Annotated in this window: 11 protein-coding genes; 5 read left to right on the top strand and 6 right to left on the bottom strand. The window is 45.3% G+C overall.

The genetic code is table 11. The features are described from left to right. Window positions 1-142 precede the first annotated feature (142 nt). The gene (locus tag R7E47_RS11700; protein WP_005380277.1) at window positions 143-376 is read left to right on the top strand and encodes a DUF2789 domain-containing protein; all 234 of its coding nucleotides are present in this window, start codon (window positions 143-145) and stop codon (window positions 374-376) included. 76 nt (window positions 377-452) lie between these two features. Further along, on the top strand, window positions 453-1517 hold the full coding sequence (dinB, locus tag R7E47_RS11695) for a DNA polymerase IV (RefSeq protein WP_411913450.1): 1065 nt from the start codon (window positions 453-455) through the stop codon (window positions 1515-1517). On the opposite strand, the gene R7E47_RS11690 is transcribed toward dinB, so the two are convergent. Next, window positions 1514-3439 (bottom strand): ATP-dependent DNA helicase RecQ, encoded by a 1926-nt coding sequence (locus tag R7E47_RS11690; RefSeq protein ID WP_318084311.1) that lies wholly within the window; start codon window positions 3437-3439, stop codon window positions 1514-1516. The two genes, dinB and R7E47_RS11690, sit on opposite strands and share 4 nt — an antisense overlap. Window positions 3440-3515: 76 nt before the next feature. Between R7E47_RS11690 and R7E47_RS11685 the strand changes: the two genes are divergently transcribed. Both R7E47_RS11685 and R7E47_RS11680 read left to right on the top strand, forming a co-directional pair. Next, window positions 3516-3995 (top strand): GreA/GreB family elongation factor, encoded by a 480-nt coding sequence (locus R7E47_RS11685; protein WP_053349827.1) that lies wholly within the window; start codon window positions 3516-3518, stop codon window positions 3993-3995. Between the two features lie 61 nt (window positions 3996-4056). Next, window positions 4057-4800 (top strand): YggN family protein, encoded by a 744-nt coding sequence (locus R7E47_RS11680; protein ID WP_005385316.1) that lies wholly within the window; start codon window positions 4057-4059, stop codon window positions 4798-4800. 136 nt (window positions 4801-4936) lie between these two features. On the opposite strand, the gene R7E47_RS11675 is transcribed toward R7E47_RS11680, so the two are convergent. After that, window positions 4937-7483, bottom strand: a complete 2547-nt coding sequence (locus R7E47_RS11675) for an Ig-like domain-containing protein (RefSeq protein ID WP_318084310.1) — start codon at window positions 7481-7483, stop codon at window positions 4937-4939. A gap of 378 nt (window positions 7484-7861) precedes the next feature. Here R7E47_RS11675 and R7E47_RS11670 point away from each other — a divergent pair, with 378 nt between their 5' ends. Continuing rightward, window positions 7862-9226, top strand: a complete 1365-nt coding sequence (locus R7E47_RS11670) for a sodium-dependent transporter (RefSeq protein ID WP_033905531.1) — start codon at window positions 7862-7864, stop codon at window positions 9224-9226. A gap of 104 nt (window positions 9227-9330) precedes the next feature. On the opposite strand, the gene R7E47_RS11665 is transcribed toward R7E47_RS11670, so the two are convergent. From R7E47_RS11665 to R7E47_RS11650, 4 genes are all read right to left on the bottom strand, one after another. Beyond that, window positions 9331-9522 (bottom strand): DUF4250 domain-containing protein, encoded by a 192-nt coding sequence (locus R7E47_RS11665; protein WP_005380289.1) that lies wholly within the window; start codon window positions 9520-9522, stop codon window positions 9331-9333. Further along, entirely contained in the window at window positions 9522-9728 is a 207-nt protein-coding gene (locus tag R7E47_RS11660; protein ID WP_005391765.1) for a YaeP family protein, read from the bottom strand. The genes R7E47_RS11665 and R7E47_RS11660 overlap by 1 nt, the downstream gene beginning before the upstream one ends. Window positions 9729-9839: 111 nt before the next feature. Continuing rightward, the gene (locus R7E47_RS11655) at window positions 9840-10508 is read right to left on the bottom strand and encodes a tellurite resistance TerB family protein (RefSeq protein ID WP_053306724.1); all 669 of its coding nucleotides are present in this window, start codon (window positions 10506-10508) and stop codon (window positions 9840-9842) included. Window positions 10509-10686: 178 nt separating this feature from the next. Further along, the gene (locus R7E47_RS11650) at window positions 10687-12402 is read right to left on the bottom strand and encodes a proline--tRNA ligase (protein WP_054577581.1); all 1716 of its coding nucleotides are present in this window, start codon (window positions 12400-12402) and stop codon (window positions 10687-10689) included. Window positions 12403-12405: the final 3 nt, after the last annotated feature.

Below are 12405 nucleotides of genomic sequence, written 5' to 3'. Positions count from 1 at the left end.
TTAAACTTATCGCCATCAAAAAACACATGTCAACCAAAAGTAGAACAACTACTCAAATGTTTGACACGCATCCGTTAACATCACATCATTATTCCTGTCTTAGTTATATAATTATGTTTAGCTAACGTAGGGAGAAAGTAGTATGGAAATGCATCAACATGGTATGGCTGAGCTATTTCAACAACTGGGCCTCGGTAGCTCTCCTCAAGAAATGAAAGATTTTATTAATCAACATCGACACAAAAGAGATTCTGCGCCTTTACATGAAGCTAGCTTTTGGACGATGTCACAGGCGAACTTTCTAAAACAAGCCATCGAAGAAGATGCAGATTGGGCCGAATTGGTCGATCAATTGGACGTAATGCTTCGAGATTGACGTTCGTTTAAACACGCCCATTTCTCTTCAGGTAGATTTGATTTATACTGTTTTTTTGAACAGTGCTTTGATGGCTATGTCAGATCGAATTAGAAAAATTATTCATGTCGATATGGATTGTTTTTATGCTGCCGTAGAGATGAGAGATAACCCCAGTTACCGTTGCATTGCACTCGCTGTTGGCGGACATGAAAAGCAGCGTGGAGTGATTAGCACCTGTAATTATGATGCGCGTAAATATGGTGTTCGCAGTGCAATGTCAACGGCGCGCGCGCTGCAACTCTGTCCTCATTTGTTGGTTGTGCCCGGTAGAATGCATGTATATAAGCAAGTCTCTCAGCAGATTCGTGCTATTTTTGAGCGTTATACGCCTATCATTGAACCTCTCTCATTGGATGAAGCATACCTCGATGTCACGGACTCGACAGCTTGCCGTGGCTCCGCAACGTTGATCGCAGAGTCAATTCGCCGTGATATCTGGAGTGAACTTGGGTTGACGGCATCGGCGGGCATTGCTCCGATTAAGTTTCTTGCCAAGGTCGCGTCAGACATGAACAAGCCCAACGGTCAGTTTGTGATTCCGCCAGAGAAAGTCCAAGAGGTTATCGATAGTCTTCCGTTAGAGAATATTCCTGGCGTGGGAAAAGTGAGTCTTGAGAAGCTCCACCAAGCCGGTTTTTATCGATGTGAGGACATTAAAAACAGTGACTATCGAGAGTTGTTGAGGCAGTTTGGTCGTCAGGGTGCCTCCTTATGGCAGCGAAGCCATGGAATTGATAATCGAGAAGTCGTTGTTGAGCGCGAGAGAAAGTCCGTCGGTGTGGAAAGGACATTCAGCCAGAACATCGCAACCTATGGTGAATGTTGGCAAGTGATTGAGGAGAAACTTTATCCTGAACTCGAGAAACGTTTAGAGCGTGCAAGCCCAGATAAGTCGATTATTAAACAAGGTATTAAAGTCAAATTTGCCGACTTTCAACTGACCACAATTGAGCACATCCATCCGCAATTAGAGCTTGAGGACTTCAAGATCTTGCTAAGAGATATTCTTAAACGCCAAAATGGACGGGAAATTCGCCTTTTAGGCTTGAACGTGATGCTCAAGCCCGAAGACCAAGCGCGTCAATTGAGCTTTTTTTAGGCCCTTACCGTTTCTACCTGCGTTAATACCTGCTCAAAACTTACGTTTGCCATTGCACCATAACCTGCTAGCTTTGAGGCTTTTAGCTGGCTAATCAAAGGAGTGCTGATTCCGCACAAGAAGCGAGCAACGGCATCATTACTGATGGCCGATGGGGAAAGCTGAATAAACTCCTGCGCCCATATCGATACTTGAGATTGTTCAATATCTTCAGGTTCTGGTGCTGTGAATGTGGCGACGTGACCACGACACACGGAGCAGTGACCACATTGCTTTGGTGCATCGTGATCCGCAAAGTAGTTCGCCAATTGTGAGCTCAAACAGTGCTCGGACTGGAACAAGTGCAGCATGGTGTGGATTCTTTCGATATCTTTGCTTTCTTTGGATTGGAACAGTTCAGACAGTTGTTGGATTAAAACATCCGAGCTCTGTTTGGTTGGCATAACTGAGTACACGTCCGTCAGTTGTTTGCTCTCTAGTTCTATCCAGCCGTTCTGGTGAAAATAGTCGAGCGCTGCGACAACTCGGTTGCGTTCCGATTGATAGTTCATCCATAGCGCTTCTAGATCAACTTGGCACCACACTTTGGCTTTTTGTGAGCAAGAGAAAATAGCCTCCACAAATTGACGTCGCTCGCCTTGAAATTGATTCACAATAAATTGCTGATCGTGCAAAAACTTAAACCGATATTCTGCAAAGTAACTGTACTTTGCTTCAATGACGTTATGTAGCTCCAAATAAACCAATAAGGTTTTGAGTGGCAATTGGCGGATATTACTTTCACGCGACAAACGCAGTGGCACTACCTCCCATTGTGGAGCATGTTCTTTCGCTTGCTCGACTACATAGTTAATTGACGTAAATTCTGGTGTGTCACCATAGACAAAATTCTCCAACACCGTTAAGCCGGACGTATTGCCTAGCAGAATGCACTCAGAGCGTTGCCCGTCCCTGCCTGCACGTCCAATCTCTTGTGCGTAGTTCTCGATTGATTTGGGTAAGTCGAAGTGAATGACGCGTCGAATATCAGATTTATCGACCCCCATACCAAATGCAATCGTTGCAACAATACAGTCAATTTGGCCATCCATGAACTGCTGTTGGACTTGTTCACGAACGTCGCTTTTCATGCCAGCGTGGTATGCGTGAGCGTTAATGCCAATATGGATTAATGACTTTGCTACTCGTTCTGCTGTTTGCTGCTGCGTCACGTATACGATGGTCGGAAGCTTAGGTGAAGAGGCGATGATCTCACTGAGCTGTTCTTGTTTCTTTGTTTCCTCACACGGGATCACCAAGATATCCAGATTAGAGCGGTAGAAGCCTGTAACGGTAATATGTTCACTGGCAATATCGAACTTTTTTTGTATGTCTTCAATAACTGCAGGCGTTGCCGTTGCGGTGAGAAGTAAAGACTGTGGGATGTTCAGTTCACGTTGATATTGCGGTAGTTTGAGATAATCTGGACGAAAGTTATGCCCCCATTCGGAAATACAGTGCGCTTCATCAATGACCATCAAAGAAATCGGTACTTGGCGAATGAATTCACGAAAACGCTCATTTTTTAGTCGCTCAACAGAAATCATCAAGATTTTGATTTGTCCATTCTTCACGCCAGCCATGACCTGTTGTGCTTCTTCTCTACTTTGACTGCTATCGATAGAAGCGGCCGCGATTCCTTTACTTTGTAAAAAGCTCAGTTGATCCTTCATTAACGCCAACAACGGAGAGATCACCAACGTAAGGTTGGGTAATATGGTTGCAGGTAGTTGATAACAGAGTGACTTCCCCGAGCCTGTAGGAAAGATTGCCGCAGCAGAGTAACCATTCATAACGGCTTCAATAACGGGTTGCTGACCTTGGCGTAATGAGTCAAAACCAAATACAGATTGAAGTGTTTGATGCAGCGAGTCACTTTGCATAATAGGGAAACCTTTCTTTGATGGTAAACTTGGCTACATTAACACACCCCGAATACTAAACGCGCGTCCTAAAAGTATGAACAAAGCTGACTTAGTCCAAATTATCATCCAACATCTGGAAGAAAAACTTCAAGTTGCCCATGCATCGGCTCAGCGAGCGATCGATGCCGCGACAGATGAAGAAACTGTTCCCGAGCACAAGTACGATACATTGGCACTTGAAGCCGCGTATCTTGCTCATGGACAAGCCATGCGAATCCAAGATAGTGAAGAGGAATTGCGTCAATATCGTTCTTTAGTGACTCGCGACTTTAAGAATGCGCCTGTTGGTGTTGGCGCTTACGTTGTTCTCGCAGATGAGAATTTGCTTGAAAAGCACTTCTTTGTAGGCCCTTGCTCTGGTGGTTTGACTGTTCAATATCAGGCTCAGGAAGTCTTTGTCTTAACAGCTAAATCTCCTCTGGGTCGAGCGTTGTTCGGAAAAGAAGAAGGTGATGAGGTTGACGTGAAAATAGGAGATAAAACAACTTGTTACGAAGTCGTGACGGTTTGCTGACATCTCATGTATCACTCAGTGTTATGTTTAACACGAGTAATGTTAAATAAAAGAGAATGACATGAAAAAGCTTTTTACACTCTCATTGCTGATGGTCAGTGCTACTGGTTATGCAGCGCAGTGTCGTGTGGACATCAATAATGAAGTCCGTATGGATGGGCAAAGCTTGGAAATTCGCCAAACGACAGGTGATAAAGCTGTCGTGGATGAAGATAACAATCTATTCATCAAAGGTGAGTTAATTGAACTCAATGCCGACCAAAAAGCGGCAATTGAAGACTATCGCGAAAAAATGAACGCGTATATTCCACAAGCAAAGCAGTTGGCGAGTGATGGTTTAGCGCTTGCAAATGACATCATCGATGATGTCGCGGAAAGCCTAGACGCACCTGGCGCGTTTGATAACGTCAAAGTCGCAGTACAGGACTTTTTCGCTGATGTTGAATCACGTTACTACAAAGATGGCGATTTCATTCTACCAGCGGAAAGTTTTGAGTCCATGACACAAGGGTGGACTGAAGACTTTGCAAAAGCACAAGAGATCTTCAATAAAGAGTTTTTAGCCAGTTCGTTGGATGCTTTATCGAAAAAAATGAAGGAAGAGGGGGGAATAAACCTCACTGCATTATCGGAGAGTATGGCTGAACTCAGCGCGAAAGTAGAAGAGCGTTTAGCTGAGCATTCGAAAGAGGTAGAACAACAAGCAGAAGACTTGTGCGATTCGCTGGATGACATGGCAGGACAAGAAGACGATCTGTTGAAGAAAATCCCTGAGCTAAAAGATTACCGAGTATTTACGATTTAATTACTCATTAAAAAGTAAAAAACTCAATGAGATAAAGAAAGAGAGCACGATTGTGCTCTCTTTTCGTTTTTACATACTTGAATAAGTAATGGAAACAAGACGATATTTGCGTTTTACTCGCTTGTTCTTTGATAGCTTATTGCGTATTCATCTCGGTGAGTTTATCGCCGACAGGTTTTGAGAAGTTAAAGCCATCATGCTGATCCCAGTTGATAGACCATGTCATTACCCCTGCATAATTCGGGTAATGGTACGCTGGTTTAACGGTGCCACATGAAGTGCCTTTGGTTAAACAATCTAGTGCGTTGATAATATTCTGTGTTGGAGCCTGCCCTGAATTTGCCGAGCTAGGACCTGAAGGTAAACCGATTGCGACTTGATCATCGCGCAATGGTGCAAATTGAGTGCCGTCGGCCAACTCAAAACCTTCGATAAGCATTTTAGATTGCGCTACCATCATATCCACAGAGCCTTCTGGTGCACTGCCTGGCAGGTATGGGTTTGGCAAACCGCCGTTGTTATATAACTGGACGTGAAGCAAGTCGAGCGTGCTGCGTGTCTCGTTTATCACAGGAATGTAAGCTCCCCAAATACCGCTGTAAGCCACATAGCCGCCTTGAACATAAGGGTGCTCAGGCGCCATGGTTAGGTACATATCGCCACCCATGTTTTGCTCTATTTGAAGCAAAGCACGACCAAGGCGAGCTTGAATTTGCGAGCCATGAACTAAGTTAGAACCACTCTCTAAATCCACATCTAGACCATCAAAGCCCCACTCAGCGATAAGACCTGTTAGGCTAGAGACAAAGTTGGCTTCATCTTGGTCGGTATTCAGCGTAATCGTGCCTTCTGCGCCGCCAAGAGAGAGAACAAACTTCTTACCTTTAGCTTGAAGCGCTGCCATGTCCTGCTTGAATTGTGTTGGATCGAGTGCTGGACAATCGCTGTAAATATCGCCTGAATATAGATTAAAGTGCACGGTGCCATCACTGTTGCGATCATTTTCAGCAAAGGCAATATCAATCACATCCCAAGCATCTGCCATATCTGCTAGACGAATTGGACAGCCCGCTCCATTTACAAAATTGTGCCAGTAACCGATGAGTTTATGGCGTTTATCTACTTGCTCAACCACCGTTATTGCTGCGGCGTCAGACAATGCATTGCTTCCTGACAAATCCACAGCTTGGGCGCTAACTGTAAAGTTACCAAGTGCAGTTGGTGTCCAGTTGGCTGTGTAAGGTGCCGTGGTATCGGTTGCAACAATAGAGCCGTTGATCATGAAATCAACGTGTTTAATGCTTGAAGTTAAAGACGTTGCATCGGCGCTTAATGCGAGGCTTTTGCCTAATCCGGTGGTCTGACCGCTGCTTGGTGAAGTCAGAGAGACGACCAAATCTTTATCGCTGACTTCCACACCAACCAGGGACTCTGACGTGTTGTTATCATTATCGGTTGCGACGGCTTTAAGCTGGTTAGCGCCAATAAGTGTGGCGTTCCAAGTAACGGAATATGGCGCTTGAGTGGTGACCCCTAAGCTGGTGTTGTTCGCAAAAAACTCAACTTGCGTGACTGTGCCATCAGCATCGCTTGCGTTTGCCGTGATTTCGTTATTGCTGCCAGCGAGCACGACTTGTCCATCCGTTGGTGCCGTAATGGTAACTTGCGGTGGTGTCGAACAAGCACCTAGGCCACTCCAAGCATCTTGCCAGTATAGCCCTTCACCAGGCTCGTAAGCCCATTTCGCATCCGAGGAGCACCAACCAGCAACATCACAACGATATTTTTGGTTGAAGTGAGAAACCAGGTCGCCAGCTTGATAACTTGTGCCTGCCACATAAGGTACTGCATCTGCACATCCGCCTGTTCCGGTTTCTGCATTACTAATAACCAGCGCTACTTCTTGGCTCATCGTTGCGAGGTTTGTATCATCAGTCGCTTGTGCTTTGAATGAGTATGTACCTGGACTAGCGGTCCATTGATATTCGTAAGGTGCGCTAGTATCAATGGCGACAGATTGATTGTTTACGAAGAACTCAACTTGTGTGACCACACCATCAATATCGTCAGCTTGAGCGGCTACGGTTAGGTTATCGCCTACATTAAGCACTTCTGTGCCTACTGGGCTGGTCAATGAAATGCTTGGTGGCGGTAATTCGACTTGTGGTTGAACTTGGATAGAAATCGTCGTGGTGCTAACAGCTCCCTCATTATCTGTCGCAATTGCGGTCAATTGCGAGATCCCTTCAATAGCTGTCCAAGAAGCTTCGAATGGTGCTTGAGTTACCACAGCAACGGTTTGGTTGCCTGCAACAAACTCAATTTGTGTGATTTGGCCATCTTCGTCAGCTGCGTTGGCTAACAAAGTGATCGCACTGCCTTCGGGAATTTGTGCGTTGTTTATTGGAGAGGAGAACGACACCGTTGGTGATAAATTGTTGCTTCCACCATCACATTGCCCTAACGCTTTCCATGCTTCCCAAGATCCTGAGTTGGTCACGGGATCATTGCCTTGCGTCCAATATGCAGCCTCATAAGCGGCTCCTTGCGTTTTTACTAAAGCGCCCGATGTATAAGTCGCAGTGCTGTCCCAGTCGGGTAGACTTTGACAGTTATAGGCTTGAGCTTGGTAGCTGGCGCTGAGTGCTACAACCATCGCTCCGTGAAGTAGGGTGACCTTCATTTTCCTCTCCTTGAATCATGGGTATAAATGAGAACAGAGTAATAACTAGCTGATAAATAGACATTAGGGGGAAAAAGCGAAGCACAATATTCTGCTTTTCGACACAGTATCACGAGGAACAGTTCGTCCCTTACACCAGAGCTCATTATTTTTCGGCTCACTTCACGGCAGAAGGATTGGTAAAATTCAGCCACGTAAAACGAACAACAGTCGCGAGGCTTTTGAGCGATGAATATGAGATGTACGTTAAAATTTACAAGCTGAATGACTACAAATTGTTTCAACTGTCGAGGATTTAACCGAGGTGCTCTTGTTGAATAGTGAATATTGCTATAGTGTACTAGTTAGCTAGTTCAATGATATTTTTGTGTGAGTAGTATGACACAGCAAACCTCTTCTCAGCCTCGCGAGCATTTTGGCTCTCGTCTCGGGTTCATCTTAGCTGCCGCAGGTGCCGCAGTTGGCCTTGGCAATATTTGGGGCTTCCCAACTCAAGCAGCCAGTAATGGTGGCGGTGCTTTCCTATTAGTTTATTTGGTGATGATTCTTATCGTCGCATTTCCGATGCTGGTGGTTGAAATGGCGATTGGTCGCCATGGTCAAGCCAACCCTGTAGACAGTATGCGTGCAATCACAGATAACCCTACCGGTAAAAAACTCGGCGGCATTGTGGGTTGGATTGGTTTAAGCGTACCAAGCGCTGTCTTAGCGTTTTATTCAATTGTTGGTGGTTGGTTGATCTGCTTTTTACTGGGTGCAATCACAGATCTAATGGGGTTAGAAGCTGCAACTCAATGGCTAAAGGGCTTTAGTGTTGAACGTAACTTGTTCGGAACCATTACTTTTTATGTACTGACGATTCTCATCGTACAAGGTGGCGTAAAACAAGGTATTGAGAAGTGGTCCACACGTTTGATGCCAGCATTGTTTGTTCTGTTTGCTCTGCTATTTGCTTACATCATGACGCAAAACGGTGCGATGGAAGGTCTGAAACATTACCTAGTGCCGGATTTTGAAAAGGTATGGGACCGCAAGTTGATTCTTGCTGCAATGGGACAGGGCTTCTTCTCGCTTACGATCGGTGGCTGCTCAATGTTGATTTACGGATCTTACTTGAGTAAGAAAGAAAACCTACCAAAGATGGCGATGAACGTGACCATGGTAGATACTGCCGTTGCTTTCATTGCAGGGTTAGTGGTGATGCCAGCGATGTTTGTAGCAATGCAAAAGGGCGTTCAAATCTATGCAGAAGATGGCTCTCTCTTAAGCTCAGATACGTTAGTGTTTACGGTATTGCCACTAATGTTTGATAGTTTAGGTTTGCTTGGTCAATTATTCTCTATTGTGTTCTTCTTATTGCTGACGATTGCGGCGCTAACGTCTTCCATTTCAATGTTAGAGTGTCCAGTGGCTTTAGTGAGTGAGCGCTTCAATACTAAGCGCAGCGCAACGAGCTGGGTTTTAGGTGGTCTCATTGCCTTGTTCAGTGTGGTGATTGTTTATAACTTTGGCGCTCTGTTTGGTATGGTCGCGACGGTTGCTACTCAGTATCTACAACCAACCGCTGCGCTCTTATTCTGCTTATTTGGTGGTTGGGTATGGAATCGCAACTCAAAAATCAAAGAGCTTGAGCAAGGTTGCCCGGAGTTTACGCAAGGTTGGTTTGGTAAGTTATGGCCTGCGTATGTGAAGTTTGTATGTCCAATTCTTGTGGCGACAGTCATCTGGGCTTCATTTGGCTAACCGAGACGCCTATCGAATAAAAGAAAAGGGCTTGATGGTAACTCATCAAGCCCTTTTTCATATTGGTTATTCTCGTTTCGGTTATCCGCCAAGAATGGTGTTGATTAACGGAATTGTCCTGCTTCTGGAAGAAAGTCAAAACCAGCAGAAGCCAGTTTTGTCTCAAGTGCTGTGCGTTCGATATCGAAGAAAGCCACCAGTTTATCTAAGTCACCACCGAAGTCATCGCGTAGCTTCATATTCACAATGCTCATCAGCATGACAGGGTCCATGGATTCAAAGTTCGCTAGATTCATTACTTATCCTCAAAATCTGAAATCAGTAGGTTTGCCGCAGCAAATGCCGCTTTTTCACGCACTTCTTTAGGCAGGGACTCATCCGCTGCAACATCGTTCAGTGCTTTAACTGCACATGAAATTGCTTGGGGAATATAAGCTTGATCGCCACTACCAATCTGAGCATAAAGCTCACGAACCAGTTCACAACAGCCGTATACTTGCATGTTTTCTTTCCACTAAATGATAACTTATCTCAATATACACACAGCGGATTTGAAACTCAAAGTACAGAGTTGTTTTGGCTCAAGTTGAAGGTTTGCTTGAGCGAGATTTAATCACTGCATTTGTGCTTCTAACTGCTGGGTGACTTCTGGTGAAAGTTGAAGTTGTTTTGCTAGTTCTTGCAGATACGCTTTTTCCATAAAGTTTTGTTCATCAGCGACGATCAAAGACGCCAGGTAAATTTCTGACGCTTGTTGAGGAGAGGTCGCCTGATTAGCAATTTCAGCAGGATCAAGCGGTTTGTTTAACTCTTGCTGAACGAGGTGACGAACGTGCTCATCTGCGCCCATATCCGCGAGAGCTTGTTCAATGCGCGCCATTTCCTCTTCATCAACGTGACCATCAGCTTTTGCAGCTCCAATCATTGCTTTTAAAATTAAGACACTGTGTTTACTGTCATCGGGGTCAAAGGTTTCTTGAACACCTTGACCGGATTGCTTGGCTTGCCAGTCGTTATACACTTTGTAGGCCAAGGCTCCAAGCGCAGCTGCGCCACCGACTTTTAATGCGTTTGACCCTATTTTTTTAGTCATTTTTTTACTTTTCTTTGAGCCCATCAGCATACCGATGAGGCCTCCGCCTACAGCACCTGCTCCTAGCGTTTTTAGACTACTTGAATTTGATGAGGATTTGATGTTGTTGGTTTGTTTGCCCAATGCATCTGCACCTTGCTTAAGTAAGTCTGATTTGAGTGCTTGGTTTAGAAGACTTTTTAAATCCATAACTGACCTCCTTTAGATGATGAAATCAGTTTAATAGCAAGAAGCTGAACCAAAGATTAACAAAGTGAATAGTTCGAAAAAGGTGGAGGGAGGATGTTGAGCTGTAATAAAAAGGGCTGACCGAAGCCAACCCTTTTTAACTATTTGAAACTACTTCAAATGCGAACTCGTCTAGTGCTTACTTTAGTTGAGCTTTTACGTGCTCAACAATGTCAGTCATTGCGACTGCTGTTTTCTCACCAGTAGCACGGTTCTTGTATTCGAAGTTGCCTTCTTTCATTGAGCGGTCACCGATAATAATGGTATGCGGTACACCAATAAGCTCCATGTCAGAGAACATTACGCCTGGGCGTTCTTTACGGTCGTCAAATAGCACTTCGATGCCCATTGCCGTTAGCTCAGCGTACAATTTCTCAGCGGCTTCTTTCACTTCTTCTGACTTGTGCATGTTCATTGGAACGATCGCTACCTGGAATGGTGCGATTGCATCTGGCCAGATGATGCCGTATTTGTCGTGGTTTTGTTCAATAGCAGCCGCTACTACGCGAGTGATACCGATACCGTAACAACCCATTTCTAGGATGACGTTCTTACCATCAGGACCCAGTACACCACAGTTCATCGCTGCGGAGTAAGCGTTACCTAGTTGGAAGATATGGCCAACTTCGATACCACGCTTAAGCTGGATAATGCCCTTGCCACATGGGCTTGGGTCACCTTCCACAACGTTACGTAGGTCTTCAACTTGGCCAAGCTCTACATCACGACCCCAGTTAATACCGAAGTAGTGTTTGCCATCGATGTTCGCGCCCGCACCGAAGTCGCTCATTACCGCAACGCTGCGGTCAACAATGAACGGCAGTTTAAGGCCAACAGGGCCAAGTGAACCAGGGCCTGCACCGATAAGCTCACGAATTTCTTCTTCAGATGCCATTTCCAGTGGAGCTGCAACCTGAGGAAGGTTTTCTGCTTTCACTTCGTTCAGTTCATGATCACCACGAATAATAAGCGCGATGATTGGCGCATCAACTTCGTCAGATGCTTTCACAAACAGTGTTTTCACTGTTTTTTCAATTGGTAGTTCGAACTGCTCAACCAATTCAGCGATTGTTTTCGCGTTTGGCGTATCAACCAAAGTCATTTCTTGTGTTGGTGCCGCAGCCTCAGAGGCTGGAGCTAGTGCTTCTGCTTTTTCAATGTTTGCCGCGTAATCTGACTCGCTAGAAAATGCGATGATATCTTCGCCGCTTTCAGCCAGTACGTGGAACTCTTGAGAGCCGCTACCACCGATAGCACCGCTATCTGCAAGTACAGGACGGTAATCCAGACCCATGCGATCGAATGCTTTACAGTAAGCATCGTGCATTGCGTCGTATGACTTTTGTAGGCCGTCTTTATCAATGTCAAAGCTGTACGCATCCATCATTGAGAATTCACGTGAACGCATTACACCGAAGCGTGGACGACGTTCGTCACGAAATTTAGTTTGGATTTGGTACAGGTTTAGCGGAAGCTGTTTGTAAGAGCTCACTTCATTGCGAACAAGGCTAGTGATCACTTCTTCAGCGGTTGGGCTAAGTACAAACGGACGAACATGACGGTCAGTAAAGCGAAGTAGCTCAGGGCCCATCTTTTCGCTGCGGCCTGTCTCTTCCCATAGTTCAAACGGCTGAACAACGGGCATCAAAGTTTCGACTGCGCCTGCATTGTCGATTTCTTGACGAACGATGTTTTCGACTTTACGCAGTACACGTAGACCAGTAGGTAGCCAGGTGTATAAACCTGAAGCCAGCTTACGGATCATACCTGCACGTAGCATGAGCTGGTGGCTCACTACTTCTGCGTCGTTTGGAGTCTCCTTCAGAGTAGAAAGAAGATAATTACTGGTACGCATTAA

This window comes from Vibrio sp. Vb1026 (genome assembly GCF_033338745.1).
GTDB lineage: Bacteria > Pseudomonadota > Gammaproteobacteria > Enterobacterales > Vibrionaceae > Vibrio > Vibrio alginolyticus.
Note: the sequence above shows the minus strand (reverse complement) of the source record. Positions and strands in the feature narration are given on the sequence as shown.